Source organism: Spirillospora sp. CA-128828 (assembly GCF_050945415.1).
In the GTDB taxonomy this organism is placed as follows: domain Bacteria; phylum Actinomycetota; class Actinomycetes; order Streptosporangiales; family Streptosporangiaceae; genus Spirillospora.
The window spans coordinates 6,986,297-7,007,378 of record NZ_CP191986.1 but is presented as its reverse complement, the minus strand read 5'-3'; the positions used below and the strand labels follow the sequence as shown (position 1 = coordinate 7,007,378).

Annotated in this window: 19 protein-coding genes and 2 tRNA genes; 10 read left to right on the top strand and 11 right to left on the bottom strand. The window is 70.5% G+C overall.

Annotated elements, in window-relative coordinates; translation table 11 throughout:
- The first annotated feature begins 312 nt into the window (after positions 1-312).
- The gene (locus ACQPXG_RS33720) at positions 313-549 is read left to right on the top strand and encodes an excisionase family DNA-binding protein (protein WP_433470095.1); all 237 of its coding nucleotides are present in this window, start codon (positions 313-315) and stop codon (positions 547-549) included.
- A 224-nt stretch (positions 550-773) separates the two neighbouring features.
- On the opposite strand, the gene ACQPXG_RS33715 is transcribed toward ACQPXG_RS33720, so the two are convergent.
- Positions 774-844, bottom strand: a tRNA-Gly gene (locus tag ACQPXG_RS33715).
- Between the two features lie 143 nt (positions 845-987).
- On the opposite strand from ACQPXG_RS33715, the gene ACQPXG_RS33710 reads away from it, so the two are divergent.
- Positions 988-1,061, top strand: a tRNA-Pro gene (locus ACQPXG_RS33710).
- Between the two features lie 448 nt (positions 1,062-1,509).
- Positions 1,510-2,220 (top strand): hypothetical protein, encoded by a 711-nt coding sequence (locus tag ACQPXG_RS33705; RefSeq protein ID WP_433463175.1) that lies wholly within the window; start codon positions 1,510-1,512, stop codon positions 2,218-2,220.
- Between the two features lie 50 nt (positions 2,221-2,270).
- Here ACQPXG_RS33705 and alaS read toward each other — a convergent pair whose 3' ends face one another.
- Positions 2,271-4,901, bottom strand: a complete 2,631-nt coding sequence (gene alaS / locus ACQPXG_RS33700) for an alanine--tRNA ligase (RefSeq protein WP_433463174.1) — start codon at positions 4,899-4,901, stop codon at positions 2,271-2,273.
- Between the two features lie 162 nt (positions 4,902-5,063).
- Positions 5,064-5,447, bottom strand: a complete 384-nt coding sequence (locus ACQPXG_RS33695; RefSeq protein ID WP_433463173.1) for a winged helix-turn-helix transcriptional regulator — start codon at positions 5,445-5,447, stop codon at positions 5,064-5,066.
- 120 nt (positions 5,448-5,567) lie between these two features.
- Between ACQPXG_RS33695 and ACQPXG_RS33690 the strand changes: the two genes are divergently transcribed.
- Complete coding sequence (locus ACQPXG_RS33690) at positions 5,568-6,152, top strand: YceI family protein (protein WP_433463172.1); 585 nt, start codon at positions 5,568-5,570, stop codon at positions 6,150-6,152.
- Between the two features lie 25 nt (positions 6,153-6,177).
- Here the strand turns inward: ACQPXG_RS33690 and ACQPXG_RS33685 are convergent, their stop codons facing one another.
- The 3 genes from ACQPXG_RS33685 to ACQPXG_RS33675 all read right to left on the bottom strand — a co-directional run bounded on the left by ACQPXG_RS33685 (position 6,178) and on the right by ACQPXG_RS33675 (position 7,769).
- Complete coding sequence (locus tag ACQPXG_RS33685) at positions 6,178-6,885, bottom strand: HAD family hydrolase (protein ID WP_433463171.1); 708 nt, start codon at positions 6,883-6,885, stop codon at positions 6,178-6,180.
- The gene (locus ACQPXG_RS33680) at positions 6,882-7,103 is read right to left on the bottom strand and encodes a hypothetical protein (protein WP_433463170.1); all 222 of its coding nucleotides are present in this window, start codon (positions 7,101-7,103) and stop codon (positions 6,882-6,884) included. The genes ACQPXG_RS33685 and ACQPXG_RS33680 overlap by 4 nt, the downstream gene beginning before the upstream one ends.
- A 66-nt stretch (positions 7,104-7,169) precedes the next feature.
- Positions 7,170-7,769 carry a TetR/AcrR family transcriptional regulator gene (locus ACQPXG_RS33675; RefSeq protein WP_433463169.1) on the bottom strand — a complete coding sequence of 200 codons (600 nt, stop codon included), beginning with the start codon at positions 7,767-7,769 and terminating at the stop codon, positions 7,170-7,172.
- Positions 7,770-7,850: 81 nt separating this feature from the next.
- Between ACQPXG_RS33675 and ACQPXG_RS33670 the strand changes: the two genes are divergently transcribed.
- The gene (locus ACQPXG_RS33670) at positions 7,851-8,642 is read left to right on the top strand and encodes an SDR family NAD(P)-dependent oxidoreductase (protein WP_433463168.1); all 792 of its coding nucleotides are present in this window, start codon (positions 7,851-7,853) and stop codon (positions 8,640-8,642) included.
- Positions 8,643-8,747: 105 nt separating this feature from the next.
- On the opposite strand, the gene ACQPXG_RS33665 is transcribed toward ACQPXG_RS33670, so the two are convergent.
- Both ACQPXG_RS33665 and ACQPXG_RS33660 read right to left on the bottom strand, forming a co-directional pair.
- The gene (locus tag ACQPXG_RS33665; protein WP_433463167.1) at positions 8,748-10,580 is read right to left on the bottom strand and encodes a glycosyl hydrolase family 18 protein; all 1,833 of its coding nucleotides are present in this window, start codon (positions 10,578-10,580) and stop codon (positions 8,748-8,750) included.
- Positions 10,581-10,771: 191 nt separating this feature from the next.
- Positions 10,772-11,242 (bottom strand): MarR family winged helix-turn-helix transcriptional regulator, encoded by a 471-nt coding sequence (locus ACQPXG_RS33660; protein ID WP_433463166.1) that lies wholly within the window; start codon positions 11,240-11,242, stop codon positions 10,772-10,774.
- 61 nt (positions 11,243-11,303) lie between these two features.
- Between ACQPXG_RS33660 and ACQPXG_RS33655 the strand changes: the two genes are divergently transcribed.
- Positions 11,304-11,720: a cupin domain-containing protein gene (locus tag ACQPXG_RS33655; protein ID WP_433463165.1), complete on the top strand. Its 417-nt coding sequence runs from the start codon at positions 11,304-11,306 to the stop codon at positions 11,718-11,720.
- A 20-nt stretch (positions 11,721-11,740) separates the two neighbouring features.
- On the opposite strand, the gene ACQPXG_RS33650 is transcribed toward ACQPXG_RS33655, so the two are convergent.
- Positions 11,741-12,385, bottom strand: a complete 645-nt coding sequence (locus tag ACQPXG_RS33650; RefSeq protein WP_433463164.1) for a LuxR C-terminal-related transcriptional regulator — start codon at positions 12,383-12,385, stop codon at positions 11,741-11,743.
- Positions 12,337-13,623 carry a sensor histidine kinase gene (locus tag ACQPXG_RS33645; protein ID WP_433463163.1) on the bottom strand — a complete coding sequence of 429 codons (1,287 nt, stop codon included), beginning with the start codon at positions 13,621-13,623 and terminating at the stop codon, positions 12,337-12,339. Before ACQPXG_RS33645 ends, ACQPXG_RS33650 begins: the two co-directional genes overlap by 49 nt.
- Positions 13,624-13,826: 203 nt before the next feature.
- Here ACQPXG_RS33645 and ACQPXG_RS33640 point away from each other — a divergent pair, with 203 nt between their 5' ends.
- Positions 13,827-16,349, top strand: a complete 2,523-nt coding sequence (locus tag ACQPXG_RS33640; RefSeq protein ID WP_433463162.1) for a Tex family protein — start codon at positions 13,827-13,829, stop codon at positions 16,347-16,349.
- Positions 16,350-16,381: 32 nt separating this feature from the next.
- Here ACQPXG_RS33640 and ACQPXG_RS33635 read toward each other — a convergent pair whose 3' ends face one another.
- Complete coding sequence (locus tag ACQPXG_RS33635; protein WP_433463161.1) at positions 16,382-17,533, bottom strand: EamA family transporter; 1,152 nt, start codon at positions 17,531-17,533, stop codon at positions 16,382-16,384.
- 293 nt (positions 17,534-17,826) lie between these two features.
- Between ACQPXG_RS33635 and tig the strand changes: the two genes are divergently transcribed.
- The 3 genes from tig to ACQPXG_RS33620 all read left to right on the top strand — a co-directional run bounded on the left by tig (position 17,827) and on the right by ACQPXG_RS33620 (position 20,915).
- Positions 17,827-19,299: a trigger factor gene (gene tig, locus ACQPXG_RS33630; protein WP_433463160.1), complete on the top strand. Its 1,473-nt coding sequence runs from the start codon at positions 17,827-17,829 to the stop codon at positions 19,297-19,299.
- Positions 19,300-19,558: 259 nt separating this feature from the next.
- A complete protein-coding gene (locus ACQPXG_RS33625) occupies positions 19,559-20,191 on the top strand; it encodes a ClpP family protease (protein WP_433470094.1) in 633 nt (210 codons plus the stop codon).
- Between the two features lie 61 nt (positions 20,192-20,252).
- Positions 20,253-20,915 carry an ATP-dependent Clp protease proteolytic subunit gene (locus ACQPXG_RS33620; RefSeq protein ID WP_433470093.1) on the top strand — a complete coding sequence of 221 codons (663 nt, stop codon included), beginning with the start codon at positions 20,253-20,255 and terminating at the stop codon, positions 20,913-20,915.
- The last annotated feature ends 167 nt before the right edge of the window (positions 20,916-21,082 follow it).

Genomic DNA, 21,082 nt, shown 5'->3' with positions numbered 1-21,082 from the left:
TGGAGGCGGCTGCCCACGTCTTGCCTCGGCGTGATGCTCGCCGTTTCCGCGCCATGCTGGCTCATTTGGATGAGCGCTGGTGACTCGGGCGGCGGCGCGAACCCCATGGCGAGCGGTCGGAGCGGGGATGGCGGATGTGGTGCGATGCGCGGCCCCGGCGCGGCCGTCCTGTGACCAGTGCCCACGCCGCGCGCTCCGGGCGGCCTGGCGCGGGGCCGCGCCAGCGGCTCAAGCGCCGCCGCCCCTTGACCAAGCAACCTCGACCGATCTTCCGGCTACTCCGGAGGCAGCGTGACCAACCGGCGTAAGCAGATGACGGCCCTCAACCCAGAGGGCCGCATCCTGACCTACGACCAGGCGGCCGAGGTTCTCAACACGACTCCGCGGTTCCCTCGCCGGCCGGTGGAGGAACGGCGTATCCGCTTCGTCAAGGTCGGAGATCATGCGGGGGGAGCGGATCGACCAGAGAAAGACCGACCTCCTCCCACGACCTTCGCCACGTCGGGAACACCCTGGCGGCCACCACGGGCACAAGTCTCAATGAGTTGATGTCCCGTATGGGCCACGCCTCGTCTCGTGCCGCGCTGATTTACCAGCACGCAAGCCAGGATCGACACAAGGTTATCGCGGCGGCTCTCAGTGAGGCGTTCAAGGTCGCTCGGGCCAGTGACAAGGGCACGCTGAAACTATTGGGCACGGAAGCCTTTGCGATCTTGAGAAAAGACAAGGCCCAGGCGGGGAAATGCGGCTCCGGCCTGGGCCTTTGTGGTGGGAGCGGGCGACGGGAATCGAACCCGCGTAGCCAGTTTGGAAGACTGGGGCTCTACCATTGAGCTACGCCCGCGAGCGGATGAGGGCCCGGGTGGGCCTCGATCGCCATCCCGTAGCGTACAGGGTTCCCGGGGTGGACGTGCCGGGCGGTCGGCGGAGCGGGCAGGGCCTGAACGGGACTAGACTTCTCGCGTCGTCGCGTCCTGCGGTGATGTGCGGGCTGTAGCGCAGTTTGGTAGCGCACCGGCTTTGGGTGCCGGGGGTCGTGGGTTCAAATCCCGCCAGCCCGACCCAGATCAGAGACCCTGTCCCGAAGGCGTGGGATGGGGTCTCTTGCGTCCCGACTGTTGCAGGTGTGGTGACGGGTCGCAGGCCGTGGCCATTGCGACTCGTGCCGGTCGCCGACGACGCTCGGCCAGTCGGTTGTGAACTTCTGGGGTCGGATAGTAGTCACATACTGGCCGGGCCCTTGCCGACGGGGTGCCGGCGCCCGTCCGCAGCGGCAGGTGCGGATTCTGGAAGTCGGTGGTGACACCCGAGGAGCTCCCTGTGACAGGTTCCGCTCGTCCGCCGTGGGAAGAAGGTGGGCATCGGCCGCCTCCCCTTCCGCCTGGCCGGCAGCCCCACCACGGGTACGAAGGGCCGTGGCCGTGGGAGCACGAAGCACCTCCGCCGCCTCCGCAGCCGCCCTGGCAGCCTCCGCCGCGTCCGCCGGCGCGCTCGGGTGGGGTCTCGCGGGTGTTGAATCCCTTTCGGGCCGCGCAGGCGGTGTTCCGGCCCTCGCGGCCGGACCTGATCGTCGACTCGCGTGTCCGGAACCTGCAGGTCGCCCGTGCCTGGGCGGGGATCGTGGTGACCCTCGCCGTGCTGGTGGTCTACAAGGCCGCCGCCCCCAAGGACCTGGCGAGCGGGCGGTTCGACGATGCCTGGAACAACGTCCTCGTCCTCACCTGTGTCCTGCCGCTGGCCGTGGGCGGCTTCATCCTGGCCGCGCGGCCACCGAACCGGGCCGAGTTCGTCCGCCGGATCCGCTACCCGCTGATCTCGGTGGGGGCGATCTTCGGCGCGATGTTCTCGTTCTACCTTGCGGCGGGGCCCGAGCTTGAGGGTGCTCGCAAGGCGGCCGGGATGGTCGTGCTGGTCCCCGCGGGGGTTGTCCTGTTCCTGTGGATGGTCCCTTTCGCTCTCTACGGCATCGTGCTGTCCCTGACCAATGTGTTCCGGACTGCGGACATCCACGAGTTGGTGCCGCCGTTGGTGAGCGTCTCGGCGTCCTGGGCGGTGGCTGTGGTCAACCTGGTCACGGATCCTTACAAGGGAGTGCCGGGCCTCTTGGCCGTGGTGCTGCTTCTGGGGGCGCCGGTCACCGTGTCCGCGCTTGCGTACTACGAGATGCGCAGACTGCGCAGACTGCACGGCATCACGTTGCGCAACACACTGCTGCGCTGACTCGACGCCGTGGGCGGGCCCCGGAGTGTTCCGGGGCCCGCTCGGCGTATCTAGACGGTGGCCGCGAGGAGGGTGCGGGCGTCGGTCGCCGCGGTGCTGATCGCCTTGGGCAGGCGTTCCGGACGGCGTCCGCCCGCGTTCGCGATGAGGCCCTTGCCGCCCGCGCCGCCGCCGACCTCGCGCGCCGCGCCGGTGAGCAGGTCGCGGGCCTGGACGCCGGTGTCCGCGCCGGCCGCCGCGACGAGGAGCGCCTTGCCGCCGGACTCCGTGCCGAGCACGACCAGGCCGCGCGGGTCGCGGCGGGCGAGGATGCCGGTCGCGAGGGTGCGAAGGTCCGCGCTGGTCAGGCCGGGGACAGATCGCGCGACCAGCCAGCCGCCGGGGAGCGGTTCCGCCAGCGCTGCGAGACGGTCCGCGTGCGCGTCCAGGTCCGCTCGGCGCAGTGTTTCCAGCTGCCGCTGGGTTTCCGCGAGAGTTTCCAGACGTTGCCGCAGCCGGTCCGGTGCCTGGTCGGGCCGCACGTTCAGCAGCGCCGCGAGTTCGTGCAGCAGGTGGCGCTGGTGGTCGTGGTGGCGCAGGGCGTCCGCGCCGGTGAGGGCCTCTATCCGGCGCAGGCCGGTGCCGATGGACGACTCGCCGACGATGTGGACGGACCCCGCCTGCGCGCCGTGCCCGACGTGCGTGCCGCCGCAGAGTTCGCGGGACGCGTCCCCGATGTCCACGATGCGGACGTCGGTGCCGTACTTCTCGCCGAACAGCGCGAGCGCGCCCGCCGTTTCCGCGTCCGCCCGGCTCGCCTCCCAGACGCGCACCTCGGGGTCGTCGAGCAGGTAGTCGTTGACGAGGGTCTGGACGGGGTCGGTGTCGACCGGAGAGAGGTGGGAGAAGTCGAAACGCAGGCGTCCGGGCTCGACGCGCGACCCGCGTTGGGTCGCGTGTTCTCCCAGGAGGCGGCGCAGCATCGCGTGCAGGACGTGGGTGGCGCTGTGCGAGCGCGCCGTCGCCGCCCGCCGGTCCGCGTCCACGACCGCTTCCGCCAGGTCCCCGGGACGCACCTCGCCGTCCACGATGCGGACACTGTGCACGTGCAGCCCGTCGAGGCCGAGGTGGGTGTCGAGGACCTGGAGGTTCGCCTCGGACGTGCGGATCGTCCCGGTGTCGCCTACCTGGCCGCCCGACTCCGCGTAGAACGGGCTGCGCGCCAGGATCACCTCGACCTCTTCGCCTTCGGCCGCATGGTGAAGCTCGCCGGTGGAGCCGAGCAGCGCGCGGACGCGTGTTTCCGCTGTTTCCGAGGTGTAGCCGACGAAGTCCGTCAAGCCGTGCCGCGCGGTGATCCGCCGGTAGGCGTCCTGCCGCGCGACCGCGTCGCCCTTCCGGCCCTGGCCGGCCCGGTGCCCCTGGCGGCGCTGCTCGTCGAGGAGCTCCGCGAAGGCGTCCTCGTCGACCGTGAGCCCCGCCGACCGCGCCGCGTCGATGGTCAGGTCGATCGGGAAGCCGTAGGTGTCGTGCAGCTCGAACGCCGTGCGGCCCGAGATGGTGGACGTCGCGCGGCCGATCGCCGCGTCGAGCAGCTGGGACCCCTGGCGCATCGTCCGCTCGAACGCCTCCTCCTCGGCCGTGACGACCTGCCGGATCAGCTCGGACTGGCGCGACAGCTCAGGCCACGTGCCGCCCAGGTTCGCGATGACGCTGGACGTCAGCGAGGGCAGGACCAGGTCGTCGATGCCGAGCCGGCGCGCGTGCCGGACGGCCCGCCGCAGGAGGCGCCGCAGCACGTAGCCGCGGCCGTCGCGCGCGGGCATGACGCCGTCCGCGATGAGGAACGCGATCGACCGCGAGTGCTCCGCCACGACGCGGAAGGACGTCGAGTCGTCGCTGCCGTCCCGCCCTGGGTAGTCCCGTCCCGCCATCTCCTGGACGAGCCGGAACGTCGGCGCCAGCAGATCCGTCTCGCACACCGTGTCCGCGTCCTGCAACACCGCCGCGAGACGGTCGAGACCGAGTCCCGTGTCGATGTTCCTAGCGGGCAGCTCGCCCAGAATCGGATAGCCGTCCTTGCCGGAGCCCTCCCCACGGAGGTTCTGCATGAAGACGAGATTCCACAGTTCCTGGTACCGCTCGCCGTCCACCGCGGGCCCGCCCTCACGTCCGAAGGACGGCCCTCGGTCGTAGTGCAGTTCGGAGGACGGTCCACAGGGGCCGGGTATGCCCATCGACCAGTAGTTGTCCTCCATGCCGAGCCGCTGGATCCGCTCAGAGGGGACTCCGACGCGCCGCCATAGCCGCATGGCTTCGTCGTCGTCCAGGTACACGGTGACCCAGAGGCGTTCTGGGTCGAGGTTGTAGTGGCGTGTGAAGAGTTCCCACGCCCAGGAGATCGCCTCCTCCTTGAAGTAGTCGCCGAAGGAGAAGTTGCCGAGCATCTCGAAGAACGTGGCGTGCCGCGTAGTACGGCCCACGTTCTCGATGTCGGACGTTCGCGCGCACTTCTGCACGGACACCGCACGGGGATGTTCCGGCGTGGTCTCGCCGAGGAGGTACGGCTTGAACTGGTTCATGCCCGCATTCGCCAGCAGAAGCGTGGGATCGGACGGAATGAGCGGGCTGGACGGCACGACGCGGTGGTCGCGGTCCTGGAAGAACCCAAGGAAGGTCGAACGAATGTCAGTCGAACGCATGGGACGGCCTCACGAGGTCGATGGGATGACGGCGCACACCGCCGAGCCGGGCCGGGCACGTCTGCTCGTTCCCCAGCTCGGCGCGGCTAGCTCGCCGTCCCACCTCGTGAATGACCATCACTCAACAAGTTACCGCCTCGCCTTATGGGGCGGCACATGGTTTCAGGGCGTCTTGAGTGCCTCTGCCTCTGCCTCCGCTGAGCGGGCGTCGTAGAGGGCGCGGGAGGCGTCGATCTCGTCGAGATGGGTCTCGGCCCAGCGGACGAGGGTGCTGGCCGCGTCCATCAGGGTCGCGCCCATCGAGGTGAGCGCGTACTCCACCCGCGGAGGCATGACCGGGTAGACGGTACGGCTGACGATGCCGTCGCGCTCCAGCCCGCGCAGGGTGACGCTGAGCATCCGCTGGCTGATGCCGTCGATCTCGCGCCTCAGCTCGTTGAACCGCTTGGCGCGCTCGCCGAGCAGCGAGATGACCTGCAGCGACCACTTGTCGCCGACCCGGTCGAGGATCTCGCGGGCACGGCATCCGGCCGGTGTGTGCTCCATGGTTATCTCCAGGTGACCAGGGCAGAAAAAAGTGCCTTCTTGTGCCGACTCCGAGGTGTCCGCACCATGGAGACGGTTCCCGATCGGAACCGCCTTACCATTCATAACCTAGGAGACACGATGACGGCCGAACTTGTCGAGATCCCCGGCTACGTCGCGGGCACCTGGACCATCGACCCCGCGCACTCCGGCGTCGGCTTCACGATCAGGCATCTGATGGTCAGCAAGGTCCGCGGCCGGTTCGGGACGTTCGAGGGGACGATCGTGACCGGCGCCGACGTGCTGGACTCGTCGGTGACCGCGACCATCGACCTGACCTCGATCGACACCGGCAACGCGCAGCGCGACGAGCATGTGCGGTCCGCCGACTTCCTGGACGTCGCGAAGCATCCCTCGATGACCTACCGCTCCACCGGCCTGCGCGCCGACGGCGACGACTACGTCCTGGACGGCGAGCTCACGCTGCGCGGCATCACCCGGAGCGTCCCGCTGAAGCTGGAGGTCGGCGGCTTCGGCCCCGACCCGTTCCGGCAGGACGACCCGTTCAAGGGCGCCCGTGCGGGGTTCACCGCGACCGGCGAGATCAGCCGGCTGGAGTTCGGCGTCGGCGACACCACGAAGGTCCCGGGCGGCAACGGGCTCGGGCTGAGCGAGAAGGTCCAGATCGTCCTGGAGATCGAGGCGGTTCTCCAGACCGGCGACTGACCGGCGACCGACCGGTTCAGGCGCCTCATCGCGGTGGCGGTTCCCGGCGCTGCGCGTCGAGCAGCCCGGGAAGCGCGTCCAGCGTCGTGATGCGCGGGACGTCGAGGGCGTCGGGCGCGGGATCACCGGACCGGTCGAGCCATACGCCGGTGAGGCCCGCGGCCGCGGCGCCCTGCGCGTCGGTGATGAGCCGGTCCCCGACGTAGGCGGCCGCGTCCGGCTCGACGCCGAGGGCCGCGCACGCCGTCCGGAAGATCCCGGCGGCGGGCTTGGCCTGGCCGGTCTCGCTGGACGCGACGACGACCGGCAGCCGGTCCGCGAACCCGATCCGCCGGACCTTCGTCCGCTGCTGCTCCGCGTCGCCGTTCGTGATCACGCCGAGCCGCAGGCCGCCCCCCGCCAGGACGGCGAGCGTCCGCTCCGCGTCGGGGAAGGGGCGCCAGGCCGCCTGGTACAGCGCCAGGAATCCGGCGAGCCACGCGTCGGCCCGGGCGTCGTCCCAGTCGCCGAGCCCCAGCTCGCGGGCGAGCGAGACGATCCGGGAGCGGCGCTGCTCGGCGAGGCTCAGCTCGCCTGCCAGGTACCGGTCGACCGCTTCCTCGGACAGCTCCGTCCAGCGCGGGACGAGCCACGCCGGATCCACGTCCGGGAACGAGTGGACGATCGCCTCGGCCGCGGCCTCCTCATGGTCGAGGAGCGTCCCGTCGAGGTCGAACAGCACCGCCGTGATCATGGAAGGACCGCCGTGAGCGCGGCGGCCGGATCTTCTTCCGCCTCGTCCGGGCGAACGCGAAGGGGTCCGCGCAGTGCCACGGCCCCGCCGAAGTCGTGCGTCACAATGGACGGCTCCTCCAGACCCCAATGCGCCGGCAGTTCGGTGAGGACCTCGCGTTGCGCGGCCGGCGCGACGTCCTGCCCGTCGCTCGGCTCGGACGCCCGATAGCCCGGCATGTCCCACCGAACACCCACCACCGGACCTCACCGGTGTGGCTCCGGTAAGTCCTGCCCATGACCCGCTTACCCGAACCGGCGTGATTCGGCGAGCATGCGGGCCGTCTCCACGACGGACGCACGGCGGCGCGCCGAGGCCGCCTCATCGTCGTCCTCGTCCAGCACCAAGCGGCACAGCTGAGGAACGGCGAAGTTCCACGCGACGAGGCCGAGGATGGTGAACATCCAGTCCTGCGCGTCCCGCGTACGGTCCGGCTCCGCAAGGTCCGCGCCGAGGCCGAGGTCCTTGAGGCCGCGGACGTTCTGGCGGTACTCCGCCCGGCGTTCCGCCTCGCCTTGCACCTCGCCCTGCGTCTCCAGGGCCTCCCACAGCAGCAGCCGGATCAGCTCGGGGTGCTCCCGGTACCAGTCGAACAGTTCCCCCACCGACTCGGACAGCCGGTTCGGGTCGATCCCGGACGCATGGCAGATCTCGTCGACCTTGGCGCGCACGACTGCGCCGAACAGTTTCTCTTTGCCGCCGAAGTAGAGGTAGATGGCCTGCTTGTTGGCCCGCGCCTCGGTCGCGATGCGTTCGATGCGAGCGCCCGCGAGCCCGTGCGCCGCGAATTCGGCGGTCGCGGCCTGGAAGATCCGCCGCCGGGTGGCCTCCGCGTCGTACGTCATGGCCGAATTAAACCATCCGGTTGACTTCGCTCGCGCGACCCGGAACTATAAAACAACCGGATGGTTTACTTGGAGGACGACATGACCACGACCGAGGCTCCCGTTCCCGTGCGCCCACCCTTTTCGCACGCCCTCGCCGGGCGGACGGCGGTCATCATCGGAGGCAGCTCCGGCATCGGCCTGGCCGCCGGTGAGCAACTGGCGTCCCTCGGCGCCCGGGTGGTGCTCACGGGCCGGGACAAGACACGGCTGGACGAGGCGGTGCGGCGCGCAGGCGCGGCCGGCGACGGCACGGTCCTGGGCATCGCCGCGGACGCCCGCGACGAGGACGCGCTGGAGGCCGTCTTCGACGGTGCGGGCACCGTGGACCACGTCCTGCTGACGGCCGGCGGCCTGACCGGCGCCGCGCCCGTCACCGAGATCACCCGCGAGGCGGCCCGGGAGGCGTTCCACGAACGGCTCTGGGTCGCGCTCGCCGTCGCGCGGACGGCGGTGCCCCGGCTGCCCGCGGGCGGGTCGATCACCTTCTCGTCCGGCGTCTTCGTGGCGCGCCCGCGTCCGGGCATGGCGGCGCCGCTGGCGGCGGTCGGGGGTGTGGAGACGCTGACCCGGGCGCTCGCCGCCGAGCTGTCCCCGCGCCGCGTCCGGGTGAACGCGCTGCGCTTCGGCACCTTCGACACCCCGCTGCCGCGCTCGATGATGGGCGCCGGGGCGGACGAGGCCGGCGACCGGGCCGTCGCGGCGGCGGGCGCCGCATTGCCGCTCGGCCGCTGGGGGACGCCCGAGGAGGCGGCGTCGGCGGTGCTGTTCCTGATGGCCAACGGCTACATGACCGGGGAGGTCCTCACCGTCGACGGCGGCGCGAGCCTCTGACCGGGGCCGCCGACGCGAGGGCGGGCCCCTGACCGGCGTCCAACTGGTCAGGGGCCCGAAGTCTCGGCCGTCTGAGGGGCTGGGAGTACCCCTCCTGCGAACAGCTCAGCCGAGACCGCTCCGGATCGCGGTGATCAGCTCACCGCCCGTCGTGTCGCCGCTCAGCTCCCAGAAGAAGGCGCCCGCCAGGCCCTGGTCCTTGGCGAAGGACATCTTCCCGCGGATGGTGGACGGCGTGTCGTAGCTCCACCACTCGCTGCCGCACTTGGCGTAGGCGGTTCCGGCGACGGTTCCGGTGGCGGGGCATTTGCCCTTGAGGACCTTGTAGTCCTCGATGCCCGCCTCGTAGGTGCCGGGCGCGGCGCCTGTCGCGGTGCCGCCGGGCCCGGACTGGGTGACGCCCGTCCAGCCGCGCCCGTAGAAGCCGATGCCGAGCAGCAGCTTGTTCGCCGGGACGCCCTTGGCCTTGAGCTTGGCGATGGTGTCGGCGGAGTTGAAGCCGGCGTGCGGGATGCCGGTGTAGGACGTGAGCGGCGAGTGCGGCGCCGTCGGCCCCTGCGCGTCCCAGGCGCCGAAGTAGTCGTAGGTCATGGGGTTGAACCAGTCGACATACTGCGCGGCGCCGGCGTAGTCGGTCACGTCCATCTTGCCGCCGTCGCTCGCGTCGGCGGTGATCGCGGCCGTCACCAGGTTGTTCGAGCCGAACTTGGAGCGCAGCGCCGACATCAGGTTCTTGAACGCGGCGGGTCCGCTGGTGTCGCAGGACAACCCGCAGGCGTTCGGGTACTCCCAGTCGATGTCGATGCCGTCGAACACGTCCGCCCAGCGCGGGTCCTCGACCAGGTTGTAGCAGGACTCGGCGAACGCGGCCGGGTTCTGCGCGGCCTGGCCGAAGCCGCCGGACCACGTCCAGCCGCCGAACGACCACAGCACCTTCAGGTTCGGGTGCAGCTTCTTGAGCTTGCGGAGCTGGTTGAAGCTGCCGCGCAGCGGCTGGTCCCAGGTGTCGGCCACGCCGTCGACGCTCTGGTCGGCGGTGTACGCCTTGTCGTAGTCGGCGTAGCCGTCGCCGATGGCGCACTTGCCGCCCGTGACGTTGCCGAACGCGTAGTTGATGTGGGTCAGCTTCGCCGCGGAGCCGCTCGTCTCGATGTTCTTGACGTGGTAGTTCCGCTGGTAGACGCCCCACTCGGCGAAGTACCCGATGACCTTGTCGCCGGCGGTGGGGTTGCCGCCGCCGCCCTCGTCCGTGGTGACCGACACGCCGCCGGAGGCGGGGGAGGTGTTCCCCGCGGCGTCACGGGCCTTCACGGTGAAGGTGTAGGCGGTCTTGGCCGACAGCCCGCTGATGGTGGCGGTGGTCCCCGTCACCGATGCCGCCTTGGCGGCGCCGTTGTAGACGTCGTAGCCGGTGACGCCGACGTTGTCGGTCGACGCGTTCCACGTCAGCGACACGCTCGTGGCGGTCTTGCCGGTGGAGCGGAGACCCGACGGGGCCGAGGGGGCCTCGGTGTCGTTCTGGGGTGTCCCGGAACCGTCGCAGGCGGCGCCGTTGACCGTGCAGCCGGTGAACCAGCCGGGTCCGCTGCCGCCGAACCCGAAGCTGGTGCTGGCGCCCGCCGCGAGCGTGCCGTTCCAGCTCGCGTTCGCGAACGTGTAGTGGTTCCCGGAGACGGTCTTCGTGGCGTCCCACACGTTGCCGATGGACGTTCCGGAGGGCAGGTCGGCCTCCAGCTTCCAGTTGCCGATCGAGGTGCCGGTCCCGTTGGTGATCGTGCAGCTGCCCTCGAAGCCGGTGCCCCAGTCGGAGGTCTTCTTGCAGGCGGCGGTGACCGCCTGGGCCGACGACGCCGGCGGCGCCGTGAGCAGGGCGGTGGCCACCGCCAGTGTCGCTGCGCCGGCGAGCGCGATGGCCCGCCGTCCGCCCGGTCTGGACATGATTCTCCGTTCGGTCCGGCCCCCGAAACAAACAGGAATCCCCGCTCACTCTTAGGAAAGTTTCCTAAGAATTGGCCTGATGGTAACCGGGTGGAACGGTGCGGACAAGGGCCTCGCGAAGGCCCGCGGACGGCGGAATCGGTGGTCTAGCCGACTGTCTGGGGTCCTATGGTCACCGGTCGCCGAAAAGTTCAGACGGTGCCGAACCAGCCGGGCATGTCGAGCCGCCACAGGTCCGCGGGCGTCATCCGGCGCAGATCCTCCTCCAGTGCGCGCACGCGGTCCGCTCCGAGGTGCCGCGTCCAGTCGTCCCGGATCCGCTCGAAGATCCGCTCGGACCGGGCGAGGGAGTCCACGCCGCGCCCGGTCAGCCGGACGATCTTGCGCCGCGCGTCCCGGGGGTCGGCACCGCGCTGGACGTAGCCGGCCCGCTCCAGCGACTCGACCATCTTGCCTGCTGCCTGCTTGGACACCCCGAGCCGGCGGCCGAGCTCCACGGCCGTCGTGCCGTCCGGGCCGATGGCCTGGAAGACGAAGCCGTGCATCGGCCGCAGATCCGGATGCCCCTCCCTGGCCAGCTCGGCGTGCAGCTCGTCGATGATCACGCGGAAGGCGAGGAAGAGCCGCAGCGGCAGCTCGAAGCCCGGGGCATCGCTTGACATGAAAGACAACCTCATTGACTATATGGACAACCGCATTGTCTAAGTTAGGGGATGGAAGCCCGTGACGCTCATCCGCGACACCGAAAGCCGCCGTACCGAGACGCCCAACGGCGTGATGACCACGTTCGCGACGCCCACCCAGGGCGGCACGGAGGGCATCGCCGTTTGGCGCGTCGACATGGCGCCCGGCAAGACCGGCCCGCTGCACGCCTTCGACACCGAGCAGGTGTGGACGTTCCTGGACGGCGCCGCGACCATCGACCTGGACGGCCGCAAGATGGAGGCCGGTCCCGGCGACACCGTCGTCCTTCCGGCCGACGCACCCAGGCAGATGACCACAGGCGACACCGGGTTCGCGGCGGTGGTCGCGGCCCACGCCGGCTGCCTCGCCTACGATCCGGAGGCCGTCGTCGACCCGGGCAAGTGCGAACTCGCGCCGCAGGGGGAGGAGCGGCTCGTCCCTCCGTGGGCCAGGTGATCGGGCGCCGAGACAGGTGATCAGGCGCCGAGATACGCCAGCACGGCGAGGACGCGGCGGTTGTCGTCCCCGTCCGGCGGCAGCCCGAGCTTGCCGAAGATGCTGTTGGTGTGCTTGCTGATCGCCTTCTCGGTGACGAACAGCTTGCCGGCGATCGCGGCGTTCGACCGTCCCTCCGCCATCAGCCCGAGCACCTCGCGCTCGCGAGGGGTCAGCTGCTGCAGCGGCTCCTCGCGGGCGTGCCGGGTGAGCAGCTGGGACACGACGTCCGGGTCGAGGGCGGTGCCGCCGCCGGCGACCCGGCGCACCGCCTCCACGAAGACCTTGACGTCCGACACCCGGTCCTTCAGCAGGTAGCCGATGCCGCCCGTGCTGTCGGACAGCAGCTCCCGCGCGTACAGCTGCTCCACGTGCTGGGAGAGCACCAGCACCGGCAGCCCCGGGATCTGCTTGCGGGCCTCCAGCGCCGCCCTCAGCCCCTCGTCGGTGAACGTCGGCGGGAGCCGGACGTCCACCACCGCGACATCGGGGCGATGCGCTGTCAGCGCCCGCAGCAGCGACGGCCCGTTGTCCACCGCCTCGACGACCTCGAAGTCGAACGCGCCGAGCAGGCGGATCAGCCCGTCTCGGAGGAGGGCGAGATCTTCGGCGATGACAACGCGCACGGCAGCTCCATGGTGACGACGGTCGGCCCGCCCGGGGGGCTCGTCACCGCCATCGTCCCATCGAACGCCGCGAGCCTGCGCTCGATCCCGCGCATGCCGCTCCCGTCCGCGGGGTCGGCGCCGCCCGTCCCGTCATCACCGATGATCATGAGCAGCCGGTCCCCGGTGTGCTCGATCTGGATCCAGGCCCGCTGCGCGGCCGAGTGCTTGACCACGTTGGCGAGCATCTCCGCGACCGCGAAGTACGCCGCCGACTCCGCCGGCGCCTCGGCTCGTCCGGGCATGTCGATCCGGACGTCCACGGGCAGGGGCAGGGTCAGCGCCAGGGCGCGCACGGCCCCGTCCAGGCCGCGTTCGGCCAGCACCGGCGGATGGATGCCCCGGACCAGGTCGCGCAACTCCGTCAGCGCCGTCCCGCTGGCCTCGCGGGCCTCGGCCAGAAGCTTCTGCGCGGTCTCGGGGTCGTGCTTCATCATCTCCTCGGCGAGACCGATGTTCATGCTCAGCGCGACCAGCCGGGCCTGCGCGCCGTCGTGCAGGTCCCGCTCGATGCGGCGCAGTTCGGCGGCCGAGGCGTCCACGGTCTCCGACCTGGTCTCGGTGAGCTGCCGGACGCGCTCGGCCAGCGCGCCCCGCGTCGGCGCCAGCAGCGACTGACCGAACAGGGCGTGTGCCTTGAGGAACATCGGCCCGAGCGGGACCGCCGCGGCCGTCATCGCCGCGCCCAGCACGACCGTTCCGACGATGCCGAAGATCCCGTAGTCGTCCAGCGTCCAGAACGGCCCCCACCCGTAGTCGGTGATCTGCGCCACCCACGGCGCGACGAAGACGCCTTCCAGCCCGTAGACGGCCAGACCGCTCGCGAGGACGCCGAGGACGAGCGCGATCGGGACGTTCAGCAGCGTCCACAGGAGGTCACGCCAGGAGGCCGGATCGGTGAGTATCCAGCGCAGCCGCCCGAAGGGCCCGGTTCCGGCCGGTTCCGGCCGATACGGGATGGGGATCTTCACCCCCGACCACTCGGCCGCCCAGACGCGCTGCTGGTTGGCGACCGTCCGGATCGCCTGGAACATGACCGGCGTGAGCACGACCCCCGCACCCAGTGGGATGAAGGCGATTGACAGCACGGCCAGGATGAACAGCGGCAGGTTCACCGCGTAGGCGAGGACGATCTGGACGAGGCCGCGCACGATGCCGGTGAGGAAGCGGCGCCCGTACCCGCGGAATAGCTCGCTCACCTGTTCCTCCAAGCAATCGCCGTGCCGGGTTGGCTCACCCCATTGTGTTGGGTCGCGCGCCCGGCCTCGGTGGTGCTAGACCCCCTCTTCGCGGCGGAGCCGGTGGGGTTAGACCTACCGTCGATCGAGCGGCGACAAGACAACCGACCCCGTTCCCTGGACAATGCACAGTCGACACTCAGGGGAGAAAGCGAATCCAAGCTGTGACAGCGACCATCAGCCAGACGTCCGACGGCCAGGGCGGCCGGCCCGCCATCCGGCCCATCACCGAGCGCATCGCCGAGGAGATCGGCGTCCGCGAGGGACAGGTGCGGGTCGCGGTGGACCTGCTCGACGGCGGGGCGACCGTCCCGTTCATCGCCCGGTACCGCAAGGAGGCGACCGGAGCGCTCGACGACGCGCAGCTCCGCGCGCTGGAAGAGCGGCTGCGCTACCTGCGCGAGCTGGACGAGCGCCGGGCCGCGATCCTGGAGTCGGTGGAGTCGCAGGGCAAGCTCACCGACGAGCTGCGGGCCCGGATCATGACGGCCGACTCCAAGGCACGGCTGGAGGACATCTACCTGCCGTACAAGCCGAAGCGGCGCACCAAGGCGCAGATCGCCCGCGAGGCCGGGCTCGAACCGCTCGCCGAGCTGCTGCTGGACGACCCGTCCCGCGACCCGCGGGCCGAGGCCGCCGCTCACGTGGACGCCGAGAAGGGCGTCGCGGACGAGACTGCCGCGCTCGAAGGCGCCCGGGCCATCCTCGTCGAGCGCTTCGCGGAGGACGCCGACCTCATCGGCGCGCTGCGCGAGCGCATGTGGAACCAGGGCCGGATGGTCTCGCGCGTCAAGGACGGCAAGCAGGAGCAGGGCGCCAAGTTCTCCGACTACTTCGAGTTCTCCGAGCCGTTCGCGAAGCTGCCCTCGCACCGCGTCCTCGCGCTGTTCAGGGGAGAGAAGGAAGAGGTCCTCGACCTCGACCTGGAGCCCGAAGAGTCCGCTGACGACGCCGCCGCGCGCAGCTCCTACGAGGTGGAGATCGCCCGCCGGTTCGAGATCGCCGACCAGGGCCGTCCGGGGGACAAGTGGCTGTCGGACGCCGTCCGCTGGGCCTGGCGCACCCGGATCCTCGTCCACCTCGGCATCGACATGCGCACCCGGCTGCGGCAGGAGGCCGAGGACGAGGCGGTCCGCGTGTTCGCCGCCAACCTGCGCGACCTGCTGCTCGCCGCGCCCGCTGGCACCCGCACCACCATGGGCCTGGACCCGGGGCTGCGCACCGGCGTGAAGGTCGCCGTCGTGGACGCCACCGGCAAGGTCGTCGCCACCGACACGATCTACCCCCACGAACCCCGCCGGAAGTGGGACGAGTCGATCGAGACGCTCGCGAAGCTGGCCCGCGAGCACAAGGTCGACCTCGTCTCCATCGGGAACGGCACCGCCTCCCGCGAGACCGACAAGCTCGCCGCCGACCTGATCGCCCGGCACCCCGACCTGAAGCTCACCAAGATCATGGTGTCGGAGGCGGGCGCGTCGGTGTACTCGGCGTCGGAGTACGCGGGCCGCGAACTGCCCGGCATGGACGTCTCGCTGCGGGGCGCCGTCTCCATCGCCCGCCGCCTCCAGGACCCGCTCGCCGAGCTGGTCAAGATCGACCCCAAGTCGATCGGCGTCGGCCAGTACCAGCACGACGTCTCCGAGGTGAAGCTGTCCCGCTCCCTCGACGCCGTCGTCGAGGACTGCGTGAACGCGGTCGGCGTCGACGTCAACACCGCGTCCCCGCCGCTGCTCACCCGCGTGTCCGGAATCGGCGAGGGGCTCGCGGAGAACATCGTCGCCCACCGCGACGCCAACGGCCCGTTCCGCAGCCGCGCCGGGCTGAAGGGCGTCCCGCGGCTCGGCCCGAAGGCGTTCGAGCAGTGCGCGGGCTTCCTGCGCATCCCCGGCGGGGACGACCCGCTCGACGCGTCCAGCGTGCACCCGGAGACGTACCCGGTCGTCCGCCGGATCCTCGACACGGCGGGCAACGACATCAAGGGGCTCATCGGCAACACCGCCGTCCTGCGCTCCCTGAAGCCGACCGAGTTCGTCGACGACACGTTCGGGCTGCCGACCGTCACCGACATCCTCGCCGAACTGGAGAAGCCCGGCCGCGACCCGCGTCCCGCGTTCAAGACGGCCACGTTCAAGGAAGGCGTCGACAAGCTCGCCGACCTCGACCCCGGAATGATCCTGGAAGGTGTCGTCACCAACGTCGCCGCGTTCGGGGCGTTCGTGGACGTCGGCGTCCATCAGGACGGGCTCGTCCACATCTCCGCGATGTCCGACAAGTTCGTCGCCGACCCGCGGGAGGTCGTGAAGCCCGGCGACATCGTCCGGGTCAAGGTGCTCGACGTCGACCTGCAGCGCAAGCGGATCTCGCTCACCCTGCGCCTGGACGACGAACCGGGCCGCGACCAGCAGGGCGGCGGACGGCGAGGCGAACAGCGCGAACAGCAGGACCGGGGCGAACAGCGGGGCCGGGGCGGACGCCCGAACCGCGGCGGCCAGAACCAGGGCGATGGCCGGAACCGGCGCGATGGCCAGAACCGGCGCGACCAGAACCAGCGCGGCGGGCAGCGCCGCGGCGGCCAGGGCGGCGGCGGTCAGGGCGGCGGCTTCTCGGGCGGCGGCGCCATGGCCGACGCGCTGCGCCGCGCGGGCCTGGACAAGGGCCTCCCCGGCAAGGACCGCAAGGGCCGCTGACCTGCGACGTGGGGGCGACCCCGCGCAGCCCTTCAGCCGTCGCCGAAGCCGCGCCACCGTCCGTCGGAGCCCGTCTCGGTCGGGCTCTGCGGACGGACGGGCCGGCGCGGCTGCGGCGGCTTCGGATCGGGGCGGCTGTACCTGCCCCGGCCCATCGGCTCCCGCACGTGCGGCTCCTGCACGTGCGGGGACCGCGGCTGCGGCACCTGGGGCGCGTGCGGGATCTGCGGCCCGCCGAGCACGGGCCCGCCGACCGGCGGGCCGCCGAACGGATCCGCCGTGGCGGACGGGTCCTCGGCGCGGGACGCCTCGTCCGGCTCCTCGGGGATCGGACGGTGCCGCGGGAACTGCAGGACGGCCACCGCGCCCAGCGCCAGCGCGCCCAGCCGCATCGCGGAGTGCGCCGCGTCCTGCGGCCACGGCTCCCCGTACATGAACGTGCCCATGGTCAGCAGGTACGTCTTGGCGCTCACGGTCATCACGGTCGCCACGATCGAGACCCGGCAGCGCTGGAACGCCATGACCATGATCCCGAACCCGATGGCCGCCGCCAGCACCGTCAGATACGGCCACGGCGTCGCCGCGATGCGCAGGCCGGTGGCGTGCGGGTCGTCGCTCCAGCCCTTGATCGCCAGTTCGGCGGTGCCGACCGGGAAGCCGGAGCTCAGCCCGTAGGCGATCCCGGTGACCGGGCGGGCGTGCCGGCCGTCCGGCCGGTGGTCGCCGAGGACCAGGATCAGCATCGGCACGAGGACCGCCGGGGCGACCACCGCCGCGATCTTCCACAGCGGGGCGTCCGCCGAGCGGATCGGCTCGTCCCCGCCGAGGGACCCGGTGAGCAGCAGGATCGCCGCGCCGATCAGCACCAGGCTCAGCCACTCGCGGGCGGTCAGCCGCTCGCCGAAGAACGCGAGCGCGATCAGCAGCAGCGGGACGATGCCGGACATGAAGATCGGCACGGCGGTGGACAGCGGCAGGTTCCGCAGTGCCATGATCTGCAGCGTGAGCCCGCCCAGCACGACGGCGAGCGCGATCAGGAAGATCCAGTTGCGCACGATCGACCAGACCATGTGCGGGATGCGGTTGCCCCGCAGCGCGGGCATCCGGTCCGCCGCCAGCTTGAACACGGCGAACCCGAGGTAGTAGAGGCCCGTCGCGCCGAAGGCCGCGGCTGTCCCGTTCATCCCGGACGAGTATGGGGGTTCCAGTGCTTTATGTCACTGCCCGTGCGGCGCCGTTGACACGGATTCCTGGTATTGCGGGCGTCCTATGTCCGCAGCCGGCGCCGCGACCCCATAGACTTGGCCGCGCGAAGGCGCGGAGCCGTATTTCGGCGTGCCCGCGCCGCTGAGAGACTGACCGGCCGACGATCACGGCGCAGCCCGCCGCGTGAGGCCGAGGGCTCGCAGGCAGAAGAGGAAGAGAACGCGTCGAACGCCGCGGCCGAGACAGCGCCCGATCAAGGAGACCGACCCCAGTGAAGACCGATGTCGAGGAGCTGACCCCCACGAGGGTCAAGCTCACCGTCGAGGTTCCGTTCGACGAGCTCAAGCCGAACCTCGACAAGGCGTACAAGGAGATCTCGCAGCAGGTGCGGATCAAGGGCTTCCGGCCCGGCAAGGTCCCCGCCCCGCTGATCGACAAGTACGTCGGCCGGGGTGCGGTCCTGCAGGAGGCGGTCAACGACGCGCTTCCCGAGCTGTACGGCCGCGCCGTCGAGGAGTCCGAGATCTTCGTGCTCGGGCAGCCCGACGTCGAGGTGACCGAGCTGGAGGACGGCACCCAGTTCGCGTTCACCGCCGAGGTCGACATCCGGCCCAAGTTCGAGGTGCCCGACTACGACGGCCTCGAGGTCGTGGTGGACGACGCCGAGGTCACCGACGAGCAGATCGAGGAGACCATCGGCAACCTGCGCGAGCGGTTCGCCTCGCTCACCAGCGCCGAGCGCGCCGTCGAGGAGGGCGACTTCGCCACCATCGACATGGTCGCCAAGATCGACGGCGAGGAGGTCGAGGACGCCTCCACGTCCGGCTACTCCTACGAGGTCGGCAGCAAGTCCGCCGTCGAGGGCCTGGACGACGCGGTCGTCGGCCTCGCCGCCGGCGAGGACACGACGTTCACCGGCACCCTGCCCGGCGGCGAGCACGCCGGCGAGGAGGCCGAGATCACCGTCACCGTGCAGAGCGTCAAGGTCAAGAACCTGCCCGACCTGGACGACGAGTTCGCCCAGCTCGCGAGCGAGTTCGACACGATCGACGAGCTGCGCGAGGACGTCCGGACGCGGCTCGGCCGCCAGGTCAGGCTGCAGCAGCTGTCCGATGCGCGCGACAAGGCCCTTGAGGCGCTGCTGGAGAAGGTCGACATTCCGCTCCCCGACAAGGTCGTGGAGGAGGAGGTCGACCGCCGCAACCAGCAGCTGGAGCAGCAGCTGCAGATGGCGGGCATGACCAAGGAGGACTACCTCGAGGACGAGGAGAAGACCGCCGAGGAGTTCGACACCGAGGTCGCCGACGCGGCCCGGCTCGCGGTCAAGGGCGGGTTCGTGCTCGACCAGCTCGCCGTCCAGGAGGAGCTGAACGTCGAGAACGAGGAGCTCAGCGAGTACGTCGTCTCGCAGGCGATGCAGATGGGCGTGCAGCCGCAGCAGCTCGCCGAGTACCTCACCCAGAACAACCAGCTGCCGGCGATCGTCTCGGAGGTGCTGCGCAGCAAGGCGCTGAACCTCGTCGTCGAGCACGTCACGGTCAAGGACGAGTCGGGCAACGAGATCGACGTCGAGGCCGTCCAGCGCGAGCTGAACGGCGAGACCGTCGAGGCGGAGGAGGCCGGGGACGCCGGCGCCGCCGAGGAGACCCCCGCGGAGACCGCTGAGGCCGACGCTGCGGAGGCTCCGGCCGCCGAGGCTGCGGACGAGTCGGACGAGCAGGACACGAAGGGCAAGGACGCCTAGGACGTTCTCGACGTCTGAGTCGTCCCGGGCACGCCCCGCATCCGTATCACGGGTGCGGGGCGTGTCGCGTGAGCGGCGCGGAAGTCGGTCTCCCCGGGTGCCGGGGAGGTGTGGATCGTCCGGAAAGCGGGAGTCGCCGGGGCGGGCTCGGGTACGCCCCTGGCGAAAAGCCGGGCCCCCTGGCTTAAGCGGGCCCGAGAGCGCGTTAATGTCCAATCATCCGAACCGATTAAAAGGACCGGAGGAACACCCGGTGAGCATGCCTCCGACTTTCGACGAGTCGTCGCGGATCCAGGCGCGGGTCGCCGAGGCGCCCCTGTCGCCCCTGGGCGACCAGCTGTTCCAGCGGCTGCTGCGCGAGCGCATCGTCTTCCTCGGCCAGCAGGTCGACGACGACATCGCCAACCGCATCTGCGCCGAGCTCCTGCTGCTGTCGGCCGAGGACGGCCGCCGCGACATCACGCTCTACATCAACTCGCCAGGTGGCTCCGTCACCGCCGGCATGGCGATCTACGACATCATGAAGTACGTCCCGAACGACATCGTCACGGTCGGCATGGGCCTCGCCGCGTCGATGGGCCAGTTCCTGCTCTGCGCGGGCACCCAGGGCAAGCGGTACGCCCTGCCGCACGCGCGGATCATGATGCACCAGCCGTCGGGCGGCATCGGCGGCACGGCCTCCGACATCAAGATCCAGGCCGAGCAGATGCTGTACGTCAAGAAGACGCTCGCCGAGAAGATCGCCGAACACACCGGTCAGTCGCTCGACCAGATCGAGCGCGACTCCGACCGCGACCGCTGGTTCACCGCCGACGAGGCCAAGGACTACGGGTTGGTGGACCACGTGGTGCTCAGTGCCACCCAGGTGCCCTCCGAGGGCACCGTCTCCTGACGACCTGAACCTTTATCGGAGGCACACAGTGAGCGACCTCATCCGACCCGGCTTCAGCGATATGGTCCGGCCCGGCGTGCACGCGGGCGGATCCCCGAAGCCGGTCGACGACCGCTACATCATCCCGTCTTTCGTCGAGCGCACCACGTACGGGGTCAAGGAGATGAACCCGTACAACAAGCTGTTCGAGGAGCGCATCATCTTCCTCGGCGTGCAGATCGACGACGCGTCCGCCAACGACGTGATGGCCCAGCTGATCACGCTGGAGTCGATCGACCCCGACCGCGACATCAGCATCTACATCAACTCGCCCGGCGGTTCCTTCACCGCCATGACGGCGATCTACGACACGATGCAGTTCGTCAAGCCCGACATCCAGACGGTCTGCATCGGCCAGGCCGCGTCCGCCGCGGCGGTGCTGCTCGCGGCCGGGACGCCGGGCAAGCGGGCCGCGCTGCCCAACTCGCGGATCCTGATCCACCAGCCCGCGACCGAGGGCACCTACGGCCAGTCCAGCGACATCGAGATCCAGGCGCGCGAGATCATGCGGATCCGCGAGCTGCTGGAGACGATCCTTGCCGAGCACAGCGGCAGGAGCATCGACGAGGTCCGCCGCGACATCGAGCGTGACAAGATCCTCACGGCGGACGAGGCGAAGGACTACGGTCTCATCGACGACGTCTTCGCCAGCAGGAAGCGTAAGGCCGAGGTAGTGTCGTCCTGAGACGGCACGAGGACGAGGGGAGTCCCCCAGCCCGGTCGTCACACTTCCGGGCGAGGGGCTTTCCAAGTCCACTGGAGGCGGTAACGTCGAATCCAACGTCGTAAGCCTTCGGGACGCAATCCAGCTGCGCCGCAACCTCCAAGGCGGGCGGCCCCACGAAAAGGAGA

Excerpts from the sequence above, each read along its gene's own strand:
- ACQPXG_RS33720 (WP_433470095.1), top strand. The coding sequence starts at position 313 with ATGACGGCCCTCAACCCAGAGGGCCGCATCCTGACCTACGACCAGGCG.
- ACQPXG_RS33660 (WP_433463166.1), bottom strand. The coding sequence starts at position 11,242 with ATGTCAAGCGATGCCCCGGGCTTCGAGCTGCCGCTGCGGCTCTTCCTC.
- ACQPXG_RS33625 (WP_433470094.1), top strand. The coding sequence starts at position 19,559 with ATGCCTCCGACTTTCGACGAGTCGTCGCGGATCCAGGCGCGGGTCGCC.
- ACQPXG_RS33620 (WP_433470093.1), top strand. The coding sequence starts at position 20,253 with ATGGTCCGGCCCGGCGTGCACGCGGGCGGATCCCCGAAGCCGGTCGAC.
- ACQPXG_RS33685 (WP_433463171.1), bottom strand. The coding sequence starts at position 6,885 with ATGATCACGGCGGTGCTGTTCGACCTCGACGGGACGCTCCTCGACCAT.
- ACQPXG_RS33680 (WP_433463170.1), bottom strand. The coding sequence starts at position 7,103 with ATGCCGGGCTATCGGGCGTCCGAGCCGAGCGACGGGCAGGACGTCGCG.
- ACQPXG_RS33670 (WP_433463168.1), top strand. The coding sequence starts at position 7,851 with ATGACCACGACCGAGGCTCCCGTTCCCGTGCGCCCACCCTTTTCGCAC.
- ACQPXG_RS33690 (WP_433463172.1), top strand. The coding sequence starts at position 5,568 with ATGACGGCCGAACTTGTCGAGATCCCCGGCTACGTCGCGGGCACCTGG.
- ACQPXG_RS33635 (WP_433463161.1), bottom strand. The coding sequence starts at position 17,533 with ATGAACGGGACAGCCGCGGCCTTCGGCGCGACGGGCCTCTACTACCTC.
- ACQPXG_RS33675 (WP_433463169.1), bottom strand. The coding sequence starts at position 7,769 with ATGACGTACGACGCGGAGGCCACCCGGCGGCGGATCTTCCAGGCCGCG.
- alaS (WP_433463174.1), bottom strand. The coding sequence starts at position 4,901 with ATGCGTTCGACTGACATTCGTTCGACCTTCCTTGGGTTCTTCCAGGAC.
- ACQPXG_RS33695 (WP_433463173.1), bottom strand. The coding sequence starts at position 5,447 with ATGGAGCACACACCGGCCGGATGCCGTGCCCGCGAGATCCTCGACCGG.
- ACQPXG_RS33665 (WP_433463167.1), bottom strand. The coding sequence starts at position 10,580 with ATGTCCAGACCGGGCGGACGGCGGGCCATCGCGCTCGCCGGCGCAGCG.